This window comes from Thalassospira sp. SN3W, assembly GCF_038070535.1.
In the GTDB taxonomy this organism is placed as follows: domain Bacteria; phylum Pseudomonadota; class Alphaproteobacteria; order Rhodospirillales; family Thalassospiraceae; genus Thalassospira; species Thalassospira xiamenensis.
Map to the genome: position 1 here is coordinate 911,193 of NZ_CP121124.1, position 24,745 is coordinate 935,937.

A 24,745-nucleotide genomic window follows, 5' to 3' on the forward strand; every position below is an offset into this window, starting at 1 on the left:
TTTAAAGTTTCTCCAGCTCGCCAGCGACGTTAAGCCATTCGCGGCGGCTGTTGCGCGCCGCTTCGGACTGGCTGGCAAAAATCTGCCGGTCGGCCAGCAACTGCATCACCAGATTGCCATAAGCCGTTTCATCGGGAACGATATAGCCGGTCTTGCCATTTTCGACCCGCGCCGTGGCAATCCCGCCATAGGACACAACCGGGGTTGCCGCCGCCAGGGCATCGTAAATCCATTGGCCGACCTGATCATTGCCGTATTTGCCGTGATGCAGAAACGCCCGCGCGGTTGCGACACGTTCGGCCATGTCGGCCTCGGGCATCGGGTGGCAAACGCGCACACCCTTGTCGATATTGTCACGCACCATATCGACGAGTTCGCCGGAAACATCGTCATTTTCGCCCGCCATCGCCAAGAACAGGTCGGCGGCATAAATTTCCAGAATGGCACCGGGCAGTTTGGGCGCGACATAAGCCGACCAGATGCGAATGATCTGGGCAATGCCGGTTTTGCTGTTGGCAACCGTCACGGCAAGGTTTTCGCGGCTCTCGAACGCCCAGTGCATGTTTGATGCCATGGCAAAGGCCGGACACGCCCCCGGCGCAATCACAATGGGGCGTTTGGCGATATCGCCATCAAATGCCTTGCCCTGATCCTCGTGGGTGAAAATCACCTGCGCACCGGTTTCAAGCAACGCTAGACGCGCCTTATCCGCATTCAGATCGGATACCATGCCATCAAACCAAAGCCAGCAATCGCTACCTTCGGGGATTGAGGGATGACGCAGCAGCTCCGCATCGCGCCATACCAGAACCCGATCCACCGGATCCCCGCCAAAGGGCGGCATGGCACTGTCAAGCTGTCGCCAGGCGACACCATGATGATCAAGGTCGATACCACCATTCCGGCGGGCTTCAACCTTGTGGCCACGGGCAACAAGGGCCTCGGCCAGCGCGATAAATCCGCGTTGGCGCGCGCCCAGCGGGCGGGCTTCACGATCCTTGGGATCAAAGCCGATGGAACGATCAAGCATCAATATTTTCATACATTGCGTTCTATCGGTTCCCGCGCAATTTATGAAGGCTTTTCTTGTGGCGGGTTGCTTTTGCCTTTGCCAAACCACCCCTTGCCAAATGCCCCCCATTGCCCCACATTTCGGCCAACAATTCCGATAAACCGGAGCCATAAGAATCATGAGTGAGACTTTATATGCCCCCCTGCCTGACCGGGCCGTGATCCGGATCAGCGGGCCTGATCGCGTCAGCTTCCTTCAGGGGCTGGTGTCAAACAATATCGAAAAAATCACGGCTGATCATTCCGGCTATGGCGCGCTTTTGTCGCCACAGGGCAAGTTCCTGTTCGATTTTTTTGTCTATCAGCAGGACGAGGACAGCCTTCTGATTGAATGCGAACGCGGCGAAGATGGTGCGCGCGCGGCCGAGCTGTTCAAAAAACTGCGCATGTATAAATTGCGCGCCAAGGCGGAACTGAGCGACGTCACCGAAAGCTATGACGTTGTGGCCGTTTTCGGCGATGGTGCGCTTGCCGCACTTGACCTGCCCGATACGCCCGGTGCCACTGCACCGTTTGCCGACGGGATCAAGGCGGTTGATCCGCGCCTGAGTGCGATGGGTGCGCGCGTGTTGCTGCCCAAAAACGAACTGGCACAGATGGCGGCCATCGGTGCGACCGAAAGCGATGAAAGCACCTATCATCAGCATCGCGTGCTGCTGGGCCTGCCCAATGGCAGCGAGGAAATGGAAATCGACCGTGCCATCCTGCTTGAAAACGGGTTCGAGGAACTGGGCGGCGTCGATTTCAAAAAGGGCTGCTATATGGGGCAGGAACTGACCGCGCGCACCAAATATCGCGGGCTGGTGCGCAAACGCCTGCTGCCGATCACGATCACCGGCCCGGCACCGGAAATCGGCAGCCTGATCATGAATGGCGACAAGGAAGCCGGTACGATCCGCAGCATCCATGGCAATGCGGGTCTTGCCCTGATCCGGCTGGAACGGATCGGCGATGATGCCGAGCTGACGGCGGGGGATGCCAAAATTTCGGTCAAGATCCCCGACTGGGTCAAGTTGCCGGAAACGGCGGCCTGATCAGCCGATCATCGCCTCATGAATGACAAGCGGCGGCAGAAATTCTGCCGCCGTTTGCTTTATCAATGCTGCCCGTCAGCAGCCTTATTTCTTGAGCGCGGCCTGTGCGGCGGCAAGACGGGCAATCGGCACGCGATAGGGCGAACAGGAGACGTAATCAAGCCCCTGCGCCTCGCAGAAGGCGATGGATGCCGGATCACCGCCATGTTCGCCGCAGATGCCAAGCTTGATGTCAGAACGCGTTTTACGGCCACGTTCCGCAGCAATGCTGACCAGTTCGCCCACCCCTTCCTGATCCAGCGATACGAACGGATCACCGGCAAAGATATCCTTGGAAATATATGTATCCAGGAACCGGGACGCGTCATCACGTGACAGGCCAAAGGTCGTCTGGGTCAGATCGTTGGTCCCGAAGCTGAAAAACTCGGCTTCTTCGGCGATTTCACCGGCCCGAAGGGCGGCCCGCGGCAATTCGATCATCGTGCCGACAAGGAATTCGAGCTTGGCCGATTTTTCGGTTTCGACCTCGCCTGCAACCTTGATGATCGCGGCCTTGAGTATTTCGAGCTCCTTCTTACCGACAATCAGCGGGATCATGATTTCCGGAATGACCGGATCGCCCCCATCCTTTGAAACCTCGATCGCGGCTTCGAAGATCGCACGCGCCTGCATTTCATAGATTTCCGGATAGCTGATGCCAAGACGGCACCCGCGATGCCCGAGCATCGGGTTGGCTTCGGAAAGTTCCAGCAACCGGCGTCGCACGACGACCTCTGCCACACCCGCTGCATTGGCGACCTCGGCAATTTCGTTGTCACCATGCGGCAGGAATTCATGCAATGGCGGATCCAGCAGGCGGATCGTGACTGGCAGGCCCTTCATGATCCGGAACAGGTCAATAAAGTCCTGACGCTGATAGGGCAGAAGTTTATCAAGTGCCGCGCGACGGCCCTTTTCCGTATCGGCCAGAATCATTTCGCGCATGGAAATGATGCGTGCCGGGTCAAAGAACATATGTTCGGTCCGGCAAAGGCCGATCCCCTCGGCACCAAAGCCGCGTGCGGTTGCCGCATCATCAGGCGTTTCCGCGTTGGTACGGACCTTAAGACGGCGCACACCATCCGCCCATTCCATCAATTGCGAAAAATCGCCCGACAGGTCGGGCTTAAGCGTTGCCACCTCGCCCAGCATGACCTCGCCGGTCGCACCGTCAAGGGTGATGACATCGCCTTCTTTCAGGGTCACACCGCCCGACGTCATGGTCTTGCTGGCATAGTCAATCTTGACCTGACCGGCACCGCACACGCACGGCGTCCCCATGCCTCGCGCCACCACGGCCGCGTGGCTGGTCATGCCGCCGCGTGATGTCAGAATGCCTTCGGCGGCGTGCATCCCGGCAATGTCTTCAGGGCTGGTTTCGATACGCACCAGAATGACCTTCTGACCGCGATTATGCACCCAGTCCTCGGCGACCTCGGCGGAGAAAACAATCTGCCCGGATGCAGCACCGGGCGATGCCGGAAGCCCCATGCCGATCACCTTGCGGTCCGCATCGGGATCAAGGGTTGGATGCAGTAACTGGTCAAGCTGTGCCGGGTCAACACGGCGAAGGGCGTCTTCGCGTGAAATCACATTGGCCTGGCACATTTCAACCGCGATGCGAAGGGCGGCCTTGGCAGTACGTTTGCCCGCACGGGTCTGAAGCATGTAAAGCTTGCCGGACTCAACGGTAAATTCCATGTCCTGCATATCGCGATAATGCGATTCAAGCCTGTCGCGAATATCACAAAGCTCGCCAAAGACGCCGGGCATGGCTTCTTCCATCGACAAAAGGTCGGAACCGGACTCTTCACGTTCGATTTTGGTCAGCGGTGCCGGGGTACGAATGCCCGCCACAACGTCCTCGCCCTGCGCATTGATCAGATATTCACCGTAGAAACGGTCTTCGCCGGTCGACGGATTGCGCGAGAAGCAGACACCGGTCGCACAATCATCGCCCATATTGCCAAAGACCATGGCCTGAACGTTGACCGCCGTGCCCCAGCTTGCCGGGATGTTATGCAGGCGACGGTATGTGTTGGCGCGCGCATTCATCCAGCTTCCGAAAACCGCGCCAATCGCGCCCCAAAGCTGTTCGCGCGGGTCCTGCGGGAAGGGACGCCCGAGTTCGGCATCGACCTTTTTCTTGAAGCCCTGAACAACCGCCTGCCAGTCATCGGCACCCATTTCGGTATCAAGGACATAGCCCCTGTCTTCCTTGTGGATTTCAAGGATTTCCTCAAAATGGTAGTGATCGACACCAAGAACCACATCGCCATACATCTGAATGAAACGGCGATAGCTGTCATACGCAAAACGGCGGTCACCAGAGACCGCCGCCAAACCTTCAACCGTTTCGTCATTCAGGCCCAGATTGAGAACCGTGTCCATCATGCCCGGCATCGAGGCACGTGCGCCGGAACGGACCGAAACCAGCAACGGGTCCTTGGGATTGCCAAATTTGCGACCGACCAGGGCTTCGACAGCAGCAAGCGACTTTTCGACTTCGGCTTCAAGACCGTCGGGATAGGCACGGTCATTGTCATAAAACGCCGTGCAGACTTCGGTCGTGATGGTAAAGCCGGGCGGGACCGGAAGGCCGAGATTGCTCATCTCGGCAAGGTTGGCACCTTTACCGCCCAAAAGCTCGCGCATATCGGAACGTCCTTCGGCGCTACCGCCACCGAAGCCGTAAACCCATTTGGTCATCTTGCCTTTTCCTCATCTGGTCAAGGCGTTCCGGAATTCCGGGCGACCCCGACCTTATTTATGACTCGATCTTCGAGAAATCGGCAATGTCATGCAAGGCAGTCCGAATTTGCGCCAGCAGCTTAAGCCGGTTGGCACGTTCTTCTGCCTTGTCACTATTTACCGTGACCCCTTCGAAGAATGCATCGACCGGTCCGCGCAGATGCGCGAATTCGGCCATAGCCGCGGCATAATTCTCGGCCCGCAGAAGCGGCAAAGCCTTATGCCGGACATTGATGAGCGCCTCATAGAGCTTGCGTTCCTCGTCCTGCGTCAGAAGATCGGCGGACACATCCGCATCATAGGATTTTTCATCCTTCTTCTCTTCGATACGCAGGATATTGGACGCGCGCTTGTACCCGGCCATAAGGTTGACGCCGCTTTCACCCGATACAAAATCGGCAAGCGCATCAACACGGGCCAGAAGGCGGACAAGATCGTCCTCGCCATCCAGGGCAAACACGGCAGACACCAGATCATGGCGCACGCCCTGTTCACGCAGATGGACTTTCAGGCGGTCGGCAAAGAATGCCAGAAGTTCGTCAACCGCCTCGTCACGACGAATGGAGGCCGGATATTGGGAAACGGCAAAGGCAAATGCACGACGCAGCGGCACACGCAAACCGTTTTCCAGAACCAGCCGGATGACACCCAATGCCGCACGACGCAGCGCGAACGGGTCTTTTGAACCGGTCGGCTTTTCATCGATGGTAAAGAACCCGGCAAGGGTATCGAGCTTCTCGGCCAAGGCAACAGCCACCGAAACAGGCGCGGTCGGACACATATCCGACGGACCGGCCGGTGCATAATGCTGTGCAATGGCGTTGGCGACTTCGGGGGCTTCGCCGTCATTCTCGGCGTAGTATTTCCCCATCAGTCCCTGAAGTTCGGTAAATTCGAACACCATGTTCGACACCAGATCGGCCTTGGCAATTTCCGCCGCCCGATCGGCAAGTTTGACATCGCAGCCCGGAATGTCGGCTGAAAGTTCGCGTGCCAGTCCGCGCAGGCGCAAAACACGCTCCGCCAGCGAGCCAAGCTTGGCATGGAACACGATGTTATCAAGTTTCGGCAGACGCGCTTCAAGCGTCACTTTCCGATCCTGATCCCAGAAGAATTTCGCATCATGCAGGCGCGCGCGCAAAACGCGTTCGTTCCCGGCGATGATCTGCGCATTCGCATCCAGCGTCACCATGTTCGAAATGGTGATGAAGCGCGCGGCCAGTTTGCCCGTGCTGTCTTCGACAACGAAATATTTCTGATGTTCACGCATCGAGGTTTCCAGAACCTCGCGCGGGATATCCATGAACTGGTCATCGACCTTGCCCATGACGGGTACCGGCCATTCAACCAGACCGCAGACTTCCTCAAGCAGTCCGTTATCTTCCAGAAGCGTAAAGCCTTCTGATGCCGCAAGCTTGCGCGCACCGTCCAGAATGACTTTCTTGCGTTCTTCACGGTCCAGCATGACCTTGGCAAAGGCAAGCTTCGCCTTGTATTCGGCGGCATTGGCAACGCTAAAGGTGGCCGGGGCAAGGAACCGGTGGCCGCTTGTGATATTGCCTGCCGTTACCGGGCCAAACGATGCCGGGATCACCTTGCCGTCAAACAGGCACAGGATCCGGTCAAGCTGACGGACCCAACGGACCTTCTGATCGGCCCAGCGCATCGATTTCGGCCAGGGCAGTTTTGCCATGGCGTCTTCGATGATGTCCTTGATGACATCCGCGCTATCGCGGCCCTTCTGTTCGACAATCGCAAACAGGAAAACACCCTTGGGCGTTTCGCGCTTTTCACATTGTTCCAGCGTCACACCATTGCCGGCAAGGAAACCGGCAATCGCCTTTTCCGGGGCATCGGCACGCGGGCCACGGCGTTCTTCGCGCAGGTCCGGCTGTTTTTCGGGCAAACCATCAATGATCAGGGTCAGACGGCGCGGTGTCACCAATGCCTCGACATTATCAAAACCAAGGTCGGCGGCCTTCAGGCCATCGGTGACCAGTTTGGTCAGGTCTTCGGAAGCACGCGCCTGCATGCGGGCCGGAATTTCTTCCGAAAACAGTTCAAGCAGCAATTCGGCCATGACTTATGCCTCCTCTTTCAAATGCCCGCGCGAACGAAGCCACGCCTCGCAGCAGGATTTCGACATGTCGCGGACACGGCCGATATAGGCCGCACGTTCGGTGACCGAAATCACGCCGCGCGCATCGAGGAGGTTGAAGATATGGCTGGCTTTCATCGCCTGCTCATAAGCAGGCAATGCAAGGCCGCGTTCGATATTGACCGCACATTCGGCCTGCGCGTCCTTGAAATGCTGGAACAGCATATCGGTATTGGCGACTTCGAAGTTATAGGTCGACTGTTCCTTTTCATTCTGAAGGAACACATCGCCATAGCTGACGCCATTGCCGTTATAATCAAGGTCATAGACGTTTTCGACGCCCTGGATATACATCGCCAGACGTTCCAGACCATAGGTCAGCTCGACCGGGACCGGGTCGCATTCAAAACCGCCGACCTGCTGGAAATAGGTGAACTGGGTGACTTCCATCCCATCCAGCCACACTTCCCAGCCAAGGCCCCACGCGCCCAAAGTCGGGCTTTCCCAGTCGTCTTCAACGAAACGGATATCATGCGCCATCGGGTCAATACCCAGATGGGCCAGCGAGCCAAGATAGAGTTCCTGCGAATTGGCCGGTGATGGCTTCATCAGGACCTGGAACTGGTAATAGTGCTGCAAACGGTTCGGGTTTTCGCCGTAACGACCATCGGTCGGGCGGCGTGACGGCTGCACATAGGCCGCATTCCAGCTTTCCGGGCCCAGCGCGCGCAACGTGGTTGCGGTGTGGAAGGTACCTGCCCCGACTTCAAGATCATAGGGCTGCAGGATGACACAACCCTGATCGGCCCAATAGCTTTGCAGGCGGAGAATGATTTCCTGGAATGAAGGGGGACGTTGCGACCCGTCGAGCGCCATTGCGCGAACTCACTTTGATGTTGTCGGTAAATTTAGAGCGGCAAGCTACCGCCCCACCCCGTCGGGGTCAAGAACGCAAAAGCCCTGAGTGGGCCTGAATTTAGCGCTTTTTATGACGTCCCGCCGAATCTCATACCGCGTTGCAGCATACAACATCCGTGCAACAACCGGTTTTTCAAAGCGAAATCACGGTTCATTGGGCGAAAGTCGAAGAAATCAGCAAGGGAAAATATGCCGTCCGCGCAATTCAGCTTTCGCAAACATGCGCGCTGCCTTCGGCGTGATAAACACCGCATTTCGGGCATTTTTCAAGATCATGCGCCACAGCTTCGTGTTTCTGCTGTTTGGCTTTTTTGTCATGCGCGGTCTGTTTTGGCTGCTCCTGCCCGGAAACCTGATTCTTGCGGGTAAACAGCTTGAAGCCCTGCCATACCACCACAACGATCAGTGCGGTAAAAAGGATTTTCGACAAACTCAGCATGGCATTTCCCGTCAATTGGGCGTTGGATGTGCGCACCGTAAAGTCAAAAAGTTCGCGGTTCAACCCAAATGGATATGCCCACATCGCCGAGAATCAGCCATCTGGCACAAACACGGATGCCGCCCGGCGAGCCGGGCGGCATTTTTCATTTCATACCAATAGCCTAGGCGGTTTTCACACCGGACAGGAATGCGTTGACGATCTCACGCATTTTTTCGGCTTCATGCGACAGCTCCGAAGACGCCTGCAATACGTCTTTGGCAACCCCGCCCGCACTTTGAACCGCATTGGTAACTTCGTGAATGTTTTCATTCACGTCTTCGGTACCTTTCGCGGCTTCATCAACATTTCGGGCAATCTCGCCGGTTGCGACCTGCTGCTGCTCGACGGCGGCGGCGATACTGCTCGAAATTTCGTTTATCTTCTCGATGGTTTCCGCAATCGAGGCAATGGCAGCAACCGCTTCTTCAGTCGCGGCACGCGTTGCTTCAATTTGTTCGCCGATATCGGCCGTTGCCCGGGACGTCTGGCTTGCAAGGTTCTTGACTTCGCTTGCGACAACGGCAAACCCCTTGCCAGCCTCTCCGGCACGTGCTGCTTCGATCGTTGCATTCAATGCCAGCAAATTGGTCTGCCCGGCAATGTCATTGATCAGATTCACGACTTCGCCGATCTTGACGGACGCCTGTTGCAAATTACCAACAACCTGCCCGGTATGACCGGCCTGATCAACAGCCTGCTTTGAGACCTGGGCTGCCATCGAAACATCCTGTGCGATCTGGCTGATCGACGCCGAAAGCTCCTCCGCCGCAGAGGCAACAGTCTGAACATTGCCCGCCGCCTGCGTTGCAGCCGATGCCACAGCCGACGACTGCGTTATTGCCTGCTGCGAAGTTGCCGACAGTGTCGACGCATTTGCCTGAAGCTCCGTTGCAGCCGAGGCAACCGCCCCGATGGTTTTTCCGGCACTCAGATCAAAATCCTGGGTCAGTTTTTCAATACGCGCGGACCGTTCTGCGCGTTCTTTCTGATTTTTCGCTTCAATCTCGGCAAGACGCTCGGCTTCTATCATGTTATCGCGGAAGACCTGAACAGCATCGGCCATGCTGCCAACTTCGTCACCACGTCCAACACCCGGAATTGTAACGGTTTTATCCCCCCCGGCAAGACGGGACATCGTCGCTGTCATGTCGCGGATCGGATTGGCAATAAGTCGCGTAAGCCCCATCGAAAAGATAATCGTCAAAATTGCAACAACCACTGCAACAGCAATCATCAAGATTCTGGCAAGCGCAAATTGCTCGTCACCGGTATTGGACGCCTGCAAACCACCTGCTTCGTTTAGGGCTATCAGTTCACGCAGAAGGCTCCGAAGCTCGACACTTACAGCTTGAGCTTCATCAAGCATGACCTGGCGGGCCTGCTCATTCTCGTTTTTCATCGAAAATGCAAGCGCACGCTCCCAAAGCTTATTGTTCTCTCCTAACAGATTCTTGGCCTTCAACCACGTTTGACGCTCCGCATCCGAGGAAATCAAAGATTCATAAATCCTGATTTCTTCGGCCTGTTGTTTCTGGAGAGCGACGATCTGTTCTTCGTATTTTTCCATATCCGCCTCGTCAGTTGACAGGATATGCGCAAGACCGGAAATTCGCATGGTATTGGTGGAGGTATTAATATCATTCACAGCCTCGATACTGGGCATCCAATTCTCGGCAATGACTGTCGAAGTGTTGTTGATTGTGTCCATTTTCACCACGGCAAAAACGCTGGTAAAAACGTTCAGGATCAGCATCGCCCCAAAGGCGAGAATTAGCTTTTTAGATATTTTCAGATTGGTGAGCGCGTTCATTTTCAGCCCCAAAACGAAGTTATTTTCGCATTCAGGCGATTGCAAAAGCACGAATTTCGCACTTTCGCAAAGCTCTGCCCCGACCGGGAAGAATTAATGACCAACAGTCACCAATTAAGCGAAAAATCAACACCATATACCACTAATTACTATCCTTTTGTATATAAAAAACCATCCATTAATAAAAAAACTATCCATTGGGATGTGCCCGCCCCCACACACACATGCCTAGCGGGAAGAGCTTTGAAATCAACCAAATACAATAAAGCTACGCCATTACTCGTCTAAGCTTGTACTAAGCCGAGAGATAGCAGTGATCGATACCTGGATAATTTGCAGAAATTATATCCGGAGCCCCAGAGGCCCCCGCAAAATCTCCTCGCATTCAGGCAGATAAGCCCCGGCCTCGTCATGCAAAACAATTCCGCGTCGCAGGGTAACCGGCGATGAAACGCCCTTGCGCGCCGAGACAATCACGCGAAGCGGTGCATCGGCACTGGCCTTGCTCCAGACCGGATAGATGGTCATGTCGCCTGCCCGACCGTGCAAAAGCCCGATGATCCGGTCGAGATGATCCGCCCGGTGTACGATGGTGATCCGGCCCTTCTGGCGCACCATCTTAAGGCAGAAATGGATCCAGTCCTTGAGATCAGCCGTGCCTTCCTGATGCGCCTTGGCCCGGCTTTCATTGGCGGGGCGCGTTCCCCCGGCATAGAAGGGCGGGTTTGAAATCACCTGATCAAAACTTTCGGCCACCAGCGGCAAGGACCGGTCATTGATATCGCCATGAACCGGCGTTACCCGGCCAACAAGATCATTTTCGACAATGTTGCGGCAAAACAGCGCATAGAGATCGTCCTGCAACTCCACCCCGGTCACTTCGGCATCGGGCAGACGGCGTGCGACGCACAGCCCGGCCGATCCGACAGCCGCCCCGACATCGAGTATTTTCTGATCGCGTCTGGAATTGATCGAGACGGACGCCGCCAGCAAAACCGCATCGACAGCCGCGCGATACCCATCGACCGGCTGTTTTAACGTCACCGAACCGCCCAGCAGAAAATCGTGGCTGATGCGTTCTTCCGCAAAATCGGGAACATGAAATGCGCTATCGGTTCGGGTCATAAATGCCTTAATTCCTGCAACCTTGCCGATGTCGGACTGATTTTCAGTCCTGGACTTCCTCGGTATCGGGATCATGCTGTGCGTTATGCGCATCAAGTTCGCGTCTGGCAATATCAAGGATGTATTTGGCCCGGCTTTCTTCCTCGGGGGCCACCATCAAACGCCTTGGCAATGCGCCGATGGATCCTTCGAGAATGCTGGCGTGGTAATCAAAAATATGGCTGGCGATGTCTTCGTCGGCGAGAACCGATTGCGCCCAGCTGAGCTCGATCGGGTCGTTGCTGCGAAATAGCTCGATCATGCGATTTATGCGCCCCGGTTGTTATTGTATGTTTATGTTATCCATATATATGTGTGTGGCAGAACATATTCGGGTAAAAATGACGGCAAAGCGGTTATTGTTGCCTGTCTGGCAACCATTTGTCCACTTGACCGTCACCACCCGGCATCTCTATGTTGAGGCCGCCCACTGAAATCAGCGTTACCCGTCCCGGTGGGCGGGGTCAATACGCGAGAAATTGTTTCGGATTACAGCGTGACCAATATCGCAACGCAGCAGACGACCGAACCCAGCCTGGACTCCCTGATCCGCCTTGTCGATGCCGACATGAAGCGCGTCAATCAGGTCATCATTGACAACATGCACAGCGAAGTCGCGCTGATCCCGCAACTGGCAAGCCACCTTGTCGCTGCTGGTGGCAAGCGCATGCGCCCGATGCTGACACTGGCATCAGCCCAGCTTTGCGGCTATCAGGGCGGCACATCGGCGGTTGATCTTGCGGCCTGTGTCGAGTTTATCCACACCGCAACGCTTCTGCATGACGATGTCGTTGATGAAAGCCTGCTGCGCCGTGGTCAGGCATCGGCCAATGCCCTGTTTGGCAACGAAGCCAGCGTTCTGGTCGGTGACTTCCTGTTTGCACGCGCCTTTGTCGTGATGGTCAAAAACGGTTCGCTCAAGGTTCTTGATATCCTTGCCAAGGCGTCCGCCGTCATTGCCGAAGGCGAAGTTCTGCAACTTTCGACCGCCAATGACATGGCGACAACCGAAGAAGCCTATCTTGAAGTCATCACCGCCAAAACCGCCGCCCTGTTTGGGGCTGCGTCGCAAATCGGGGCGGTGATTGCCAATCGTTCGGCGGAGGACGAAGAAGCCCTTCGCCTTTATGGCATCTATCTTGGCACGGCTTTCCAGCTGATCGACGATGTTCTGGATTATTCCGCCCATCAGGCGACGCTTGGCAAAACCGTTGGCGATGATTTCCGTGACGGCAAGGTGACCCTGCCGGTGATCATTTCCTATGCCAAGGGTGACGACGCGGAAAAGGCCTTCTGGCGCCGTTGCATGGAAGATCAGGATTTCCAGGATGGCGATCTTGATCGCGCGCAGGAACTGATTCGCAAATATGACGCGCTTAGCGCATCGATGGATCGTGCGCGTGAATTTGGCCAGCTTGCCATTGATACCCTGACGCGCTTTGACGATGGCCAGATCAAGGATGCGATGATCGAAGCGGTCGAGTTCTGCATTTCGCGCCCATACTGATATCGCATGCCGGGGTCCCGGCGGATTGGCGCAAAAAATCCTTGCGTCGGTCGGTATTTGGGATTATCACCCGGCTTCGCAGAATGACGGAGCGTAGCTCAGTCTGGTAGAGCACTGTCTTCGGGAGGCAGGGGTCGGAGGTTCGAATCCTCTCGCTCCGACCATCATTCAAAGGCCCTGAAACGGTTTTACGTTTCGGGGCCTTTTGCGTATTGGCACAAACCCCGCCGAATTCACCCACAAAGCGATTGATGCCCACACCGCGCAACCGTGAAATCATCTGTCGTAAAACGGCAAAGTTTTTCAGGCCCACCGACCGGTTTATGCTTGATCCAGCCCTGAAGACGGGCTAAACAACCGCCCACTGACGGAGCGTAGCTCAGCCTGGTAGAGCACTGTCTTCGGGAGGCAGGGGTCGGAGGTTCGAATCCTCTCGCTCCGACCATCAGTCGGGAAGCCTTTTTCAAAGGCTTCCCGTTTTCATTTCCGGATACTTTCCCCGCCTGACATGCCCCGCCTTAACCATGCGTTATATCGGGTGCCGGCATCACAAGGTCCTCTTTCCGCACGGCTGATCAGAAAGCCCTTCGCAAACCGGTTCTTCATCAAATCAAACCATCTCGGCTGCATTGCGCCGCGCCGCGCCGCAACAAATTCGCATTACCGTTCGCAAGTGCAAACTTTCTCATCATGCTTTGGCATCGATTCCCCTCACCTTGCCAGTCTTGCGCATGACGGCACCACAGCCCGTCAACAATCCGAAAGCAGTTGTTCTGCCAATCGATTCGCAACCATAGCGCGGGTTACCGGGCCTTTCTGCCATAACAACTTTAAATGAGAGATATGCAATATGCTGAACCCCGTATAAATACGCATTTCCATGCGGAAATCCCGGTTTTTTGAGCGAAATCAAGTCATTTTTGTGCGTTCGCGAAGATATTTTCTTGCGTAGCGGGCGAAACAAACTTGCTCATACTTGCGAAATACGCTTAAGCTTCGCCCTGCAACAAGAGGAACGGGACGTTTTCGCCAGCAATAATAAAAGCAAAAGGCGGTTATCGCCCCGACGTGGTAATACCAATTTCGGACTTCTTAGGGAGGAAGCTACGAATGAAATTTTCTAGTTTTTTGAAATCTGCAACCTGTGTGGCCGTACTTGCAGCGGCTACTTTGACGACGGTTGCGCCTGATGCGGATGCTGCTGATCGTGTTCGCTGGAAAATGGGCTCGACCTATCCGGGCAGCCTGACCCAGCTTGGTACGCTTGGCAAACGCGTTGACGAAAAGATCGACGAGGTTTCCGGCGGCAACATTCAGATTAAATTCTATGAGCCGGGCGCACTTGTTCCGGCACTTGAAGTGTTTGATGCGGTTTCAACCGGTTCCATCGATGCCGCCTTCTCCACCCCGGGTTACTGGGCGGGCAAGGTTCCGGCACTTCAGCTTTTCGGTGCCGTTCCGTTTGGTCCGCAGGCTGGTGAATATCTGGCATGGGTCAAATTTGGCGGCGGTCAGGAAATCTTTGACCGGCTTTACGCCGAACATGGCATCAAGTCGCTGTTCTGCGGCCTGATCGCACCGGAAGCATCGGGCTGGTTCTCCAAGGAAATCAACACGGTTGAAGACCTTAAAGGCCTGAAAATGCGCTTCTTTGGTCTGGGCGCAAAAGTGATGGAAAAGCTTGGTGTCTCGACCCAGCTTCTTTCGGCTGGCGACATCTATCCGGCACTTGAACTCGGCACGATTGACGCGACCGAATTCTCCATGCCGGCGATCGACCTTAAACTGGGCTTCCATCAGGTCGCCAAATACTACTATTTCCCGGGCTGGCATCAGCAATCCACCTTCTTCGATCTCATGATCAACAAGGAGAAGTGGGAAGGTCTTGACAAGACCCAGCAGGCACAGATCGAAGCCGTCTGTAACGACAACCTGGCTTATGGTTTCGCCGAAGGTGAAGCGATCCAGTTCGCAGCCCTGAAAGAACTTCAGGAAAAAGGCGTGAACATCAAGAAATGGTCGCCTGAAATGCTTGATGCCATGCGCGGTGCATGGGAAGAAGTCGCAGGCGAACTTGCTGCACAGGATGCCGACTTCAAAGAAGCCTATGACAGCCTGCAGGGCTTCCGTGCCAATTACAAAATCTGGAAAGACATCGGATATCTCGATTAATCTTTCCCGGTCCTGATGCGACCTTGTGTCGGACCACAAAAAAGTCTCGGCAAGGCCGGGCGCCAATGGCCCCGGCCTTGACCGCGATTAAGAAAAGACCCGGGAGGCTTTTTAATGGAAGCGCTACTAAAACTGAGTGACGGCATTGATGCCATCGTTTCCCGCATCGGGAAATGGGCCGCCCTGCTTGCCATTCCGCTGATGCTGACGATCATGTTTGACGTGATCCAGCGTAAATTCGGCGGTCAGGGTTCCATCAAGCTGCAGGAACTGGAATGGCATCTCCATACCGGCCTGTTCATGCTGTGTTTCGGTTTTGGCTATATTCGTGACTCTCATGTCCGCATCGAACTGATCCGTGACAATTTACGCCCGCGCACACGCGCCATCGTCGAGATGATCGGCGCGATTATCTGCATTCTGCCGTTCTGCGCACTGGTGATTTATTTTGGTTATGATTTTGTCCTTCGATCCTTCGAAAACCACGAAGTCTCTGCCTCGACCACGGGGCTGACCCATCGCTGGCTCATCAAATCAACCATCCCCATCGGCTTCGGCCTTCTCGCCATGGCCGGTTTTTCGGTCTTCCTGAAATGCTATGTCTTTGTGTTCGGCCCCAGCAACCTGCGCAGCCGTGCGGGCCACTATGTCGGCGCAACACATCACGCAGACCTTGGCAACGAAGCCGCCAGGCTCAAAGACTGATTGCGGAACGGGGATAATTCCAAATGGAAAACTTCTATATCGAAGACTGGTTTCCGCTGATCATGTTTGCCTCGCTGGGCATTCTGGTCTTCTCGGGGCTACCGGTCGCATTCGTCATTTCGGGCATCGGGATCGCCTTTGGCTTCCTTGGCATGGCCTATGACGTCTTCTCATTCATTGAATTCTTCAACATCGTATCGCGCATCTGGGGTGGCATCGCCGAAAACATGGTGATGGTTGCCGTTCCGATGTTCATCTATATGGGCACGATGCTGGAAAAAAGCGGCGTTGCCGAAGACCTGCTTGAATGCCTGAACGTTCTGATGCGCAAGGTTCCCGGGGGTCTGGCACTTTCGGTTACCCTGATGGGTACGATCATGGCCGCCACCACCGGCATCATCGGAGCATCGGTTGTGATGATGACCCTGCTTGCCCTGCCGGTCATGCTGCGCCGCAATTATGATCCGTCGCTTGCGACCGGGACGATTGCCGCATCGGGAACGCTCGGCATTCTGATCCCGCCAAGCATCATGCTGGTCCTGATGTCCGACCTTCTGTCGGTTTCGGTCGGGAACCTGTTTCTGGCGGCGATCATTCCGGGTCTGTTGCTGGCATCGCTTTATACCATCTATATCTTCGTGCGTTGCCAGATGCAGCCCCATCTTGCCCCGCCCCTGCCCGATGCCGAAGCGGTCCATGGCACGGAGATGCTGCGCATGATGGTGCGAAGCTTCATCCCGCCGGTCTTCCTGATTGTGCTGGTGCTGGGATCGATCTTTGCCGGTTTTGCCACCCCGACCGAGGCCGCAGGCGTTGGTGCGGTAGGCGCGACCTTCCTGGCACTGGTCAAGGGGCGCCTGAAATGGGATGTGCTTAAGGACGTCTGCGAACGGTCGGCTTTGACCGGGGCGATGCTGTTCTTCCTGTTTGCCGGTGCAACCGTCTTTTCCTATGTGTTCCGTTCACTGGGCGGGGATGACCTGGTTATCGATCTGGTCGATAGCGCCGGCCTTGGGGCGTGGGGCGTTCTGTTCCTGCTGATGCTGATCGTGTTCATACTTGGCTTCTTCTTCGACTGGGTCGAAATCACCCTGATCGTGTTGCCGATCTTTGCACCCGTCATTGCACAGCTTGATTTCGGCGATCACCTTGCCGTTGCCGGGATTGGCCCGACCGAGACACAGGTTCTGACCTGGTTTGCCGTCATGGTTGCGGTCAACCTGCAAACCAGCTTCCTGACACCGCCCTTCGGGTTTGCTCTGTTCTATCTTAAGGGCGTCGCACCGAAATCGATCACCATCCAGCAGATTTACAAAGGCATCATTCCCTTTGTCATCCTGCAGGTGATCGGGCTGTTGCTGGTAATGTATTTCCCGGAACTGGCGCTGTGGATGCCAAATACCATTCTTGAATAGGCTTATGTCTGTCACATCAAAGGCACCGTGCAAACGGTGCCTTTTTTGTTGCCCGCAATCAGGCACACCAGACAAAGCAAAACCGCCCGAAACGGGCGGCTGCAAGATCACGAAGCTGCTTGCTGGTTAGGGTTACGGCTGAAGGTTCCGCTCGCTTGGCAATTGCAGCATGCGGCCCATCAGGTAATCGACATCGTCTGAGTCAAACTCGACACCAAGATCACCATACTGGGTCAGAACCCGTTCGATCATCCGGCGCGAATAGCGTTCCCGATCACGTTCCCCGCCATCAAGGTCGGTTTCGCGCGCGACTTCAACCGCGGCACGAACCCCCGGGAAGAAATGAGCAGGCATGTCGGCCTTGTTGTAAATCGCTTCAAGCCCGAACGGGCCGCTATCATGGATCAGAATGCGGGTATTGATCAGCGATACCCCGGCACGGCGCGCAAGGGCAGCTTCGAAAAAGGCAACATCGCCCATGCAAAGCGCACGCAGGATCAGACCGCTGGTCAGACGGTTGTTGGTGTGAAGATGTTCGACCAAAAGCTCGACATCGCGTTCTTCCGCGCCATCCCCCAGAAGGCCGATGGTCGCACTTTCCTGCGACTGGGTCATGACCGCATTCACGATCCCCTCGGGGATGTGGCCGCGCGCAATCAGTTCGGATCGCATCCGGTCAGACACCAGCGTCACAAGCCGTTCGGCAATCGTGATCGGCAGATGATTGCGTTCGATCATCGGCTTCTGGATGCGCTCGTTCTCGCCGAATTCATCCACAACCTTTTGCAGGGAATGTTCACTGATCTGTGCGCCGTCATTGGAAATCAGATCGACCATCACGTCTTCATGACCGATATCGACAAGGGTTGCCGAAACGATTTCCGACACATGCGGACGCGATGCGATGGCACGCTGTTTTTCAACACTGTCGGCATTGTCGCCGATAATGTCGACCAGATCCTCATCATTGAGAACTTCGGAAAATTTCAGGATCGGCAGGGCCACATCATCAACGTCGCGTGCAAGGGTCGCTGCAACATCGTGGGGCACAAGCGGGGTCTGCTTAAGGTTCTTGGCCAGCGCCTTGCGCACACGCACTTCCGCGTCACGCACCATCAGCCGGAAAATATCCTCGGCAAGCAGACGTTCGCTGTCACTCAGGCTTTCAGCAGAAAATTCACGGCTGATTTTCTCGGCCGTTTCCGCACGATTCTTCCCGGAAGGATCCTGGATCAGATTGTTAAGATCTTCTTTGGTTATACGCGGCAATGGAGTTCTCCCGGCACGCTAAGCAATCGGCTGCCAACCATTTGTAATTCTTTATACACCGTAGGGCCGATTGACTAAACGCAAATTATTCAGTTCCTGCATGTGGTAAATGTCGTGTCGAATTCGGGAAACTCAACAGTAAGCCGATCTTTTTTAACGAAAAGCGAATTTTTGCTTCCGTTGATGTTTTTCGGTTCACTTGTGAAGCAACCAACGACACAATGTAGTGGGGACCCTACCACCGCAGACCATGAGAGGCCGCAATATGAATTTGACCAAAACACTTACCATCGCCGCCACCCTGGCCGTACTCGGCATGGCACCGGCAATGGCTGGTGATGCCGAAAAAGGCGAAAAAGTTTTCAAGAAATGCGCTGCCTGCCACAGTGTGGAACCTGGCCAGAACAAGGTCGGACCATCGCTGGCAGGGGCCTTTGGTGCGCAATGTGGCCATGTCGCCGACTTTAAATATGGCAAAGGCTATCAGGCTGCTTGTGAAAAAGGTTTCACCATCGATGAAGCCTTCCTGGTTGACTATCTTAAGGATCCGTCAGCCAAGCTTAGCGAAATCTCGGGTTCGAAAGAACGCTCGAAGATGACCTTCAAGCTGAAAAAAGAAGACGAAATTGCCGATGTCATCGAATATCTGAAAGCGCACTAAGCCTTTCGATATCCGGTACCGGAATAAAAAACGGCCAGTGCTTCTGCATTGGCCGTTTTCATGTGTGCGAAGATATCACGCTGCGGCGCGTCGCCGACCAAGTTCCTCGGTGATCGCGCGGATTTGCTCCTCGACCCGAATATCGATGGTCGATGTAACTTCCAGTTCGCGATCTTCGTAAACATCGCAATCAGGATGCTTTTCACGCCATTCGTTGATTGTCATATCACGCAGGCGGATCAGCTGTTCGATTTGCGGCCGATACAAAAAGATCATCCCCGATATCCAGCGATTTACCGGCCAGGATGGTTGCGCATGATCAATGATGAAGTTTTCGAGCATATTGATCACGGTTTCGCCGTCATACCAGACTTCGCCGGTCACCCAGCGGTTGGTGGTGAACAGACGCTGGGCAAAACCGTATTCATCCATCGATACCGCAACCAGATGCGACAACGCGTCATTTGGCCCTTCGGGATAGTCAAATCCCTCAATCGGTAACGGCTTTGACCCGGACGGCATGCCGCGCGGTCGCAGGAAGGTATGGAAGTGTCCATGCTCGTTCCAACTGCGCTGTTCGTCTTTGGGATGGGCATGATAATAAAACTGGGCGTGCGAATTGCGGTCATACACATCCCCTTCGGGATAGTGCGTCCATTCATAAAAAGGCCCCGCCGTCTTGATCAGTTCACCGACAATATTATCGCCGGTCACCGTCAAGACCCGGTGGCATTCCATAACATCGCGTCCCGCAGTCAGCATCCGTTCAAGCCGTCCGGTCGGAAGCGATGTCCAGTCAATTGCAATTTCGGTCATTCCAACACCAGTAACCTTGCGATGAGAATCCTATCCGCAGCGGCAGAAATAACCCGTCCATGACCATGACGGCCAATTAATCCCGTTCAAGAATTAGTGATTCTGTCACAATGTGCAAGCCTGCTTCGAAAACAGGCCACTATTCATGCATCAACCGAAATCCGATAAGGATATGCTGCATATGTTCCGGCCTGCCATGGCGGGCGGCGGGGCGGCAAACACCGCATCCCCGATCATCCCAAGATCCACCCTTAACAATACGGTATCCGGCTTGCAAACTGGTGGCCGTCCATTCAAACACCTGCCCCGCCCCGTCATACAGCCCATAAGGTCCGGGTTCGAACTGTCCCACCGGGACTGTATCAAACGGGCCGCGATCGGCACTGTTCAATTGCAGCGGGTCATAAATATTGCCCCAGGGATAGAAAATGCCGTCCGCACCACGAACCGCCTTCTCCCAATAGATTTCTTCGGGGATGCGCCACTTGATGCCGGTTTTCGAACTTAGCCAGGTGGCATAATCCTGGGCATCACGCCACGACACCAGAACAACCGGATGATTGCCCTTGCCACGCGGCGGTTCGCCATTCTGCCATGCAAAGGGACGGGTCGCGTCATATCCGTAAATCAGACCAAGACTTTCCCAGTCTTCCTCGCTGATATCGGGCGCTTCACGACCGGTATCCCGGACAAAGGCGGCATACTGATCATTGGTGACCGGCGTTTTCATGATGAAATAGTCGGGCAGATAAATGTGCCATTTATCGACTTCAACATCGTACCAGCGATTCCGGCGGCTGATGTCATGGCCATAGACCTGCTCATCAATCTGATAGGCATATTGCCGTTCAATCGCATCCGACCCCTGAAAGAACCAACCGGCCGGAATTTCCGCCACATCGGCATATGGTACATCCGCGGACTGCGCCTGCACAGAACCAGGCAACGACATCGCGGCCAAAACGGTCGCAAAAAGCCCGCCGATCATGTGACTCTGCTGTTTTTTCATTGTCTGTTCCGGTCTCCGTGATGGCTGTTCTCACGGTTTATTCAACCGTACGCCATGCTCCGCTCCCCGTATCCCTGATTTCTTAAATGCGTAAAATCTATCGGTTTTTCAATCGTTTTGATACCAAAGCATAAAAAATCAAACATGAATTGTTCGCGACTCATTCAACCGTTGGCATATTTTGACCGCTTCTCTAACACGGCTCTCTCACATAACAGTGAAACCATGTGACGTTCCGGGCGACCTGATTTGGCGCATATTGGCCTGCATCGGACGAAAAACATTCAAACGTCCCTAAGTCAGATCGAAATGAACGCTTAATCAGTGAGGCAATCAATGTCCAAAAAATCCAGCTTCTTCTCCCAGTCGGCCCTGATGCCCGCGATTGCCGTTGGTGCCGGCCTTGTCATGGCAGCCCCGATGGCAATGGCGGCCCCGCTTCCGACACCGACCGCCGAAGTCGCGACGTGCACAGCCAATCCTTGCGCGGCCAACCCCTGTGCTGCAAACCCCTGTGCCGCAAACCCGTGCGCGGCCAAAAAGGTCGTCAATCCCTGCAGCCCGTGCGCGGCCAACCCTTGTGCTGCAAATCCTTGCGCGGCGGCTAACCCCTGCGCTGCCAATCCGTGTGCGGCAAATCCCTGTGCAGCCAAATAACCGGGCCGATCCGTCGTCCTGACCATGCAAAAGGGGCAGTGCTTTTGGCGCTGCCCCTTTTTCGTGTCTGTCCGGAACGATAGCAATCAGTCGCGAACCACCATCACCGAACAATCGGCATGGCGAACAACCCGCGCGGCATTCGGCCCCAGAAGGTAATCCTTCAATTCCGGGCGGTGTGCCCCGATGACGATCAGATCGCAATTGGTCTTTTTCGCCATTTTCAGGATCACTTCATAGACCGTGCCCTGTCCCACGATATGCTGAACCTTAAGGTCGGACGGAATATGTTCGGAAACGAACTGGTGCAGTCTTTCGTTATAGGCATCAAGAACCTTTTTCTCGTAACCCTTCGGAAAGAACTGCCCGACCATCGACATCCCGACCGTGGGAACCACGGTCAGGACATGAAGGCGTGCATTGAATGCCTGGGCTTGCTTGATTGCGACCGGAATGGCTTTTTTCCAGGACAGATCGTGATCAAGATCCACTGTAACCAGAATATCCTTATACATGGACTTGGCCCTCCTTAGGCCGCTTCGGCACGACGGCGACGGCGTTGCAATACGATGATCCCGCCCAGCAGAATAAACGCCGGGATAAAGAACACCTCTTTGGGCATGCGGTCGGCTTCGATCTTGATCGCCGTGATTTCAAAGTCGAAATCAAGTCCCGCTTTCTCGGCCGGACCACCAAATACCAGATCATCGATAAAGACCTTGCCGTCTTCGTTGCGAACCGCAATGCCCGCATTGTAAAGACGATCTTCACCCGATGCTTCCGGCCCCAATGGCAACATCACCGATTTGCTGACTTCGTCGCCTTCAAGACTGATGCCCTCGACATCCAGAAGAATGCTGGTATTGGCGGGCATATCGGCCGCCTTTTCAACAATCTCGGTCGCGGGCAGGTTTTCATAGGGCGGCTCCAGCAGATCAAGCCAGAAACCCGGACGGAACAGGGTAAAGGCGATCAGCAGAAGTGCCGCACTTTCCCACAGTTTAGAGCGGGTGAAGAAATACCCCATCGTCGCTGCGGCAAAGACCAGCATCGCAACAATCGCGACAAAGATCACCATCACCACATCAAACGGATGATCAAGCCCGATCAGCAGAAGCTGCGTGTTGAACAGGAACAGGAACGGCAGAACGGCGGTACGCATGCTGTAAAAGAACGCGACAAAGCCGGTCTTCATCGGGTCGGCCCCTGAAACCGCGGCGGCGGCAAAGGATGCCAGACCAACCGGTGGTGTCACATCGGCCATAATGCCGAAATAGAACACGAACAGATGCACCGCAATCAACGGCACGATCAGGCCGTTCGCAGCCCCCAGTTCAACAATCACCGGTGCCATCAGGCTCGACACCACGATATAGTTCGCCGTGGTCGGAAGCCCCATGCCAAGGATCAGGCTGATGATCGCGGTAAAGATCAGGATCAGCATCAGATTGCCGCCCGAAATCAGTTCCACGAATTCGACCATCACCTGACCGATCCCGGTCAGCGACACCGTACCCACGATGATACCGGCCGCCGCGGTCGCAACCCCGATCCCGATCATGTTGCGCGCCCCGGTGGCAAAACCGTCAATCACATCGGCAATGCCTTCCTTCACACTGGCCATATAGTCCGGCTGCTTGCGGAAGAACGCCTTGACCGGGCGCTGGGTCAGCATGATGAACAGCATCAGAACCGTCGCCCAGAAGGCCGACAATCCGGGTGATTTCAACTCGATCATCAGGAACCAGACCAGAACCACGACCGGCAGCAGATAATGCAGGCCGGACTTGGCGGTTTCGCCCAGCGCCGGAAGCTCCAGCACCGGCTTGTTGGGATCATCCAGTTCAAGATCAGGATATTTCGCCGCATAATACAGACCGGCAAAATAGATCACGGCACATTCGACCGCGACAATCCAGCCCACCGCGTTACCGAATATCTGTTTCTGGAAATTGATCGCGTAGTAAATCACACCCGCAAGAATAACCAGCGACAGCACGAACAGAAGCGAACGCATCAGCACTTGCTGCACGGTCGATGTCTGACGTTTCGGCAGGCCCTTCATATTGGCCTTAAGCGCCTCAAGATGGACGATATAAATCAGCGCGATATAGGAAATCGTCGCTGGCAGGAAGGCATGCTTGATGACTTCCGGATACGGAATACCGACATATTCCACCATCAAAAAGGCCGCAGCCCCCATGACCGGCGGCATGATCTGCCCGTTGACCGACGATGCGACTTCGACCGCACCGGCCTTCTCGCCCGAGAAACCGACACGTTTCATCAACGGAATGGTGAATGTGCCCGTCGTCACCACATTGGCAATCGAGGAGCCTGAAATCAACCCGGTCATTGCCGATGCCAGAACGGCAGCCTTTGCCGGACCGCCACGCATGTGACCAAGGGCGGCAAACGCCACCTTGATGAAATAGTTGCCAGCCCCGGCTTTATCGAGCAACGAGCCAAACAGCACAAACAGGAACACGAAGCTGGTCGAAACGCCAAGCGCAATCCCGAACACGCCTTCGGTGGTGATCCACTGATGCGACATCGCCTTGGAGAAGCTTGCACCCGCCCATTGCAGGACATCGGGCACCCACGGCGCATTGCCAAAGAACACATAGGCAAGGAACACCATGGCCACGATCATAAGGGGCGGACCAAGTGCGCGGCGCGTTGCTTCAAGCAACAGCACCAGACCGGCACCGGCCACCACAAGATCCTGCGTGATCGGCAAGCCCGGACGCGATGACAGCTCGCGGTAGAAAATAAAGATATAAAGAGCACAGAATGCCCCGGCAGCCGCCAGGACCCAGTCAAAAACCGGAATATAACTTCGCGGTGAATTCTTGAAAGCCGGATAGGCCAGAAATGCCAGGAACACGGCAAAAGCCAGATGGATCGACCGCGCTTCGGTCGAATTGAAAACCCCAAAACTGACAATATAGGGCAGTGGCGATGCCAGCCACAGCTGGAACAGCGACCAGGCCACGGCAACATACAGCAAAATTATTGCCGTCATGCCGGTCGGCTGGCGTGCGCCTGTATCATTTTCCGCGATCAGATCCTGAAGATCCTGGTCCGATGGACCCTGTGTCGCGCTTTTATCGTCGGTCATTGCAAACTCCCGGTCTGAACGCGGTTTCTGTTTCGGGCGGCCCAAAC

The 24,745-nt window shown here is 55.2% G+C and carries 20 protein-coding genes and 2 tRNA genes; 8 read left to right on the forward strand and 14 right to left on the reverse strand.

Going from position 1 to position 24,745, the window contains the following annotated elements:
* Position 1 precedes the first annotated feature (1 nt).
* Complete coding sequence (locus P8T57_RS04035) at positions 2-1,042, reverse strand: glycosyltransferase (protein ID WP_037992251.1); 1,041 nt, start codon at positions 1,040-1,042, stop codon at positions 2-4.
* A gap of 148 nt (positions 1,043-1,190) precedes the next feature.
* On the opposite strand from P8T57_RS04035, the gene P8T57_RS04040 reads away from it, so the two are divergent.
* Positions 1,191-2,105 (forward strand): folate-binding protein, encoded by a 915-nt coding sequence (locus tag P8T57_RS04040; RefSeq protein WP_341364668.1) that lies wholly within the window; start codon positions 1,191-1,193, stop codon positions 2,103-2,105.
* 84 nt (positions 2,106-2,189) lie between these two features.
* Here the strand turns inward: P8T57_RS04040 and ppdK are convergent, their stop codons facing one another.
* From ppdK to P8T57_RS04075, 7 genes are all read right to left on the reverse strand, one after another.
* Positions 2,190-4,853: a pyruvate, phosphate dikinase gene (ppdK, locus tag P8T57_RS04045; protein WP_341364669.1), complete on the reverse strand. Its 2,664-nt coding sequence runs from the start codon at positions 4,851-4,853 to the stop codon at positions 2,190-2,192.
* 58 nt (positions 4,854-4,911) lie between these two features.
* Positions 4,912-6,975, reverse strand: coding sequence for a glycine--tRNA ligase subunit beta (gene glyS / locus P8T57_RS04050; RefSeq protein WP_007092415.1), 2,064 nt, complete (start codon positions 6,973-6,975; stop codon positions 4,912-4,914).
* A 3-nt stretch (positions 6,976-6,978) separates the two neighbouring features.
* Positions 6,979-7,869 carry a glycine--tRNA ligase subunit alpha gene (locus P8T57_RS04055; RefSeq protein ID WP_007092414.1) on the reverse strand — a complete coding sequence of 297 codons (891 nt, stop codon included), beginning with the start codon at positions 7,867-7,869 and terminating at the stop codon, positions 6,979-6,981.
* Positions 7,870-8,116: 247 nt separating this feature from the next.
* A complete protein-coding gene (locus P8T57_RS04060; protein ID WP_341364670.1) occupies positions 8,117-8,350 on the reverse strand; it encodes a hypothetical protein in 234 nt (77 codons plus the stop codon).
* 163 nt (positions 8,351-8,513) lie between these two features.
* A complete protein-coding gene (locus P8T57_RS04065) occupies positions 8,514-10,202 on the reverse strand; it encodes a methyl-accepting chemotaxis protein (RefSeq protein ID WP_341364671.1) in 1,689 nt (562 codons plus the stop codon).
* 342 nt (positions 10,203-10,544) lie between these two features.
* Complete coding sequence (locus P8T57_RS04070; protein ID WP_341364672.1) at positions 10,545-11,327, reverse strand: methyltransferase; 783 nt, start codon at positions 11,325-11,327, stop codon at positions 10,545-10,547.
* A 43-nt stretch (positions 11,328-11,370) separates the two neighbouring features.
* The gene (locus P8T57_RS04075) at positions 11,371-11,628 is read right to left on the reverse strand and encodes a DUF2007 domain-containing protein (protein WP_007092411.1); all 258 of its coding nucleotides are present in this window, start codon (positions 11,626-11,628) and stop codon (positions 11,371-11,373) included.
* A gap of 234 nt (positions 11,629-11,862) precedes the next feature.
* Here P8T57_RS04075 and P8T57_RS04080 point away from each other — a divergent pair, with 234 nt between their 5' ends.
* From P8T57_RS04080 to P8T57_RS04105, 6 genes are all read left to right on the forward strand, one after another.
* Positions 11,863-12,873, forward strand: a complete 1,011-nt coding sequence (locus P8T57_RS04080) for a polyprenyl synthetase family protein (protein WP_341364673.1) — start codon at positions 11,863-11,865, stop codon at positions 12,871-12,873.
* A gap of 87 nt (positions 12,874-12,960) precedes the next feature.
* Positions 12,961-13,037, forward strand: a tRNA-Pro gene (locus P8T57_RS04085).
* Positions 13,038-13,241: 204 nt separating this feature from the next.
* Positions 13,242-13,318, forward strand: a tRNA-Pro gene (locus P8T57_RS04090).
* Between the two features lie 665 nt (positions 13,319-13,983).
* Positions 13,984-15,045 carry a TRAP transporter substrate-binding protein gene (locus P8T57_RS04095; RefSeq protein WP_007089654.1) on the forward strand — a complete coding sequence of 354 codons (1,062 nt, stop codon included), beginning with the start codon at positions 13,984-13,986 and terminating at the stop codon, positions 15,043-15,045.
* Between the two features lie 114 nt (positions 15,046-15,159).
* Complete coding sequence (locus P8T57_RS04100; RefSeq protein WP_007089655.1) at positions 15,160-15,750, forward strand: TRAP transporter small permease subunit; 591 nt, start codon at positions 15,160-15,162, stop codon at positions 15,748-15,750.
* A 23-nt stretch (positions 15,751-15,773) separates the two neighbouring features.
* Positions 15,774-17,165: a TRAP transporter large permease subunit gene (locus P8T57_RS04105; protein WP_007089656.1), complete on the forward strand. Its 1,392-nt coding sequence runs from the start codon at positions 15,774-15,776 to the stop codon at positions 17,163-17,165.
* A 132-nt stretch (positions 17,166-17,297) separates the two neighbouring features.
* On the opposite strand, the gene P8T57_RS04110 is transcribed toward P8T57_RS04105, so the two are convergent.
* A complete protein-coding gene (locus P8T57_RS04110) occupies positions 17,298-18,434 on the reverse strand; it encodes a DUF2336 domain-containing protein (RefSeq protein ID WP_063092613.1) in 1,137 nt (378 codons plus the stop codon).
* Between the two features lie 265 nt (positions 18,435-18,699).
* Here P8T57_RS04110 and P8T57_RS04115 point away from each other — a divergent pair, with 265 nt between their 5' ends.
* Complete coding sequence (locus P8T57_RS04115) at positions 18,700-19,095, forward strand: c-type cytochrome (RefSeq protein ID WP_037992286.1); 396 nt, start codon at positions 18,700-18,702, stop codon at positions 19,093-19,095.
* 75 nt (positions 19,096-19,170) lie between these two features.
* On the opposite strand, the gene P8T57_RS04120 is transcribed toward P8T57_RS04115, so the two are convergent.
* From P8T57_RS04120 to P8T57_RS04140, 5 genes are all read right to left on the reverse strand, one after another.
* Positions 19,171-19,911 (reverse strand): hypothetical protein, encoded by a 741-nt coding sequence (locus P8T57_RS04120; RefSeq protein ID WP_341364674.1) that lies wholly within the window; start codon positions 19,909-19,911, stop codon positions 19,171-19,173.
* Positions 19,912-20,050: 139 nt separating this feature from the next.
* Entirely contained in the window at positions 20,051-20,920 is an 870-nt protein-coding gene (locus tag P8T57_RS04125; RefSeq protein ID WP_341364675.1) for an SUMF1/EgtB/PvdO family nonheme iron enzyme, read from the reverse strand.
* Positions 20,921-21,237: 317 nt separating this feature from the next.
* Positions 21,238-21,573, reverse strand: a complete 336-nt coding sequence (locus tag P8T57_RS04130) for a hypothetical protein (protein WP_181849986.1) — start codon at positions 21,571-21,573, stop codon at positions 21,238-21,240.
* Positions 21,574-21,663: 90 nt separating this feature from the next.
* Complete coding sequence (locus tag P8T57_RS04135) at positions 21,664-22,092, reverse strand: universal stress protein (RefSeq protein ID WP_007089662.1); 429 nt, start codon at positions 22,090-22,092, stop codon at positions 21,664-21,666.
* A gap of 14 nt (positions 22,093-22,106) precedes the next feature.
* Entirely contained in the window at positions 22,107-24,698 is a 2,592-nt protein-coding gene (locus P8T57_RS04140) for a TRAP transporter permease (protein ID WP_341364676.1), read from the reverse strand.
* Positions 24,699-24,745 lie beyond the last annotated feature (47 nt).

Excerpts from the sequence above, each read along its gene's own strand:
- P8T57_RS04035 (WP_037992251.1), bottom strand. The coding sequence starts at position 1,042 with ATGAAAATATTGATGCTTGATCGTTCCATCGGCTTTGATCCCAAGGAT.
- P8T57_RS04125 (WP_341364675.1), bottom strand. The coding sequence starts at position 20,920 with ATGAAAAAACAGCAGAGTCACATGATCGGCGGGCTTTTTGCGACCGTT.
- P8T57_RS04060 (WP_341364670.1), bottom strand. The coding sequence starts at position 8,350 with ATGCTGAGTTTGTCGAAAATCCTTTTTACCGCACTGATCGTTGTGGTG.
- P8T57_RS04070 (WP_341364672.1), bottom strand. The coding sequence starts at position 11,327 with ATGACCCGAACCGATAGCGCATTTCATGTTCCCGATTTTGCGGAAGAA.
- P8T57_RS04135 (WP_007089662.1), bottom strand. The coding sequence starts at position 22,092 with ATGTATAAGGATATTCTGGTTACAGTGGATCTTGATCACGATCTGTCC.
- P8T57_RS04105 (WP_007089656.1), top strand. The coding sequence starts at position 15,774 with ATGGAAAACTTCTATATCGAAGACTGGTTTCCGCTGATCATGTTTGCC.
- P8T57_RS04040 (WP_341364668.1), top strand. The coding sequence starts at position 1,191 with ATGAGTGAGACTTTATATGCCCCCCTGCCTGACCGGGCCGTGATCCGG.
- P8T57_RS04100 (WP_007089655.1), top strand. The coding sequence starts at position 15,160 with ATGGAAGCGCTACTAAAACTGAGTGACGGCATTGATGCCATCGTTTCC.
- P8T57_RS04065 (WP_341364671.1), bottom strand. The coding sequence starts at position 10,202 with ATGAACGCGCTCACCAATCTGAAAATATCTAAAAAGCTAATTCTCGCC.
- P8T57_RS04140 (WP_341364676.1), bottom strand. The coding sequence starts at position 24,698 with ATGACCGACGATAAAAGCGCGACACAGGGTCCATCGGACCAGGATCTT.
- glyS (WP_007092415.1), bottom strand. The coding sequence starts at position 6,975 with ATGGCCGAATTGCTGCTTGAACTGTTTTCGGAAGAAATTCCGGCCCGC.
- P8T57_RS04115 (WP_037992286.1), top strand. The coding sequence starts at position 18,700 with ATGAATTTGACCAAAACACTTACCATCGCCGCCACCCTGGCCGTACTC.
- P8T57_RS04120 (WP_341364674.1), bottom strand. The coding sequence starts at position 19,911 with ATGACCGAAATTGCAATTGACTGGACATCGCTTCCGACCGGACGGCTT.
- P8T57_RS04075 (WP_007092411.1), bottom strand. The coding sequence starts at position 11,628 with ATGATCGAGCTATTTCGCAGCAACGACCCGATCGAGCTCAGCTGGGCG.
- P8T57_RS04055 (WP_007092414.1), bottom strand. The coding sequence starts at position 7,869 with ATGGCGCTCGACGGGTCGCAACGTCCCCCTTCATTCCAGGAAATCATT.
- P8T57_RS04095 (WP_007089654.1), top strand. The coding sequence starts at position 13,984 with ATGAAATTTTCTAGTTTTTTGAAATCTGCAACCTGTGTGGCCGTACTT.
- ppdK (WP_341364669.1), bottom strand. The coding sequence starts at position 4,853 with ATGACCAAATGGGTTTACGGCTTCGGTGGCGGTAGCGCCGAAGGACGT.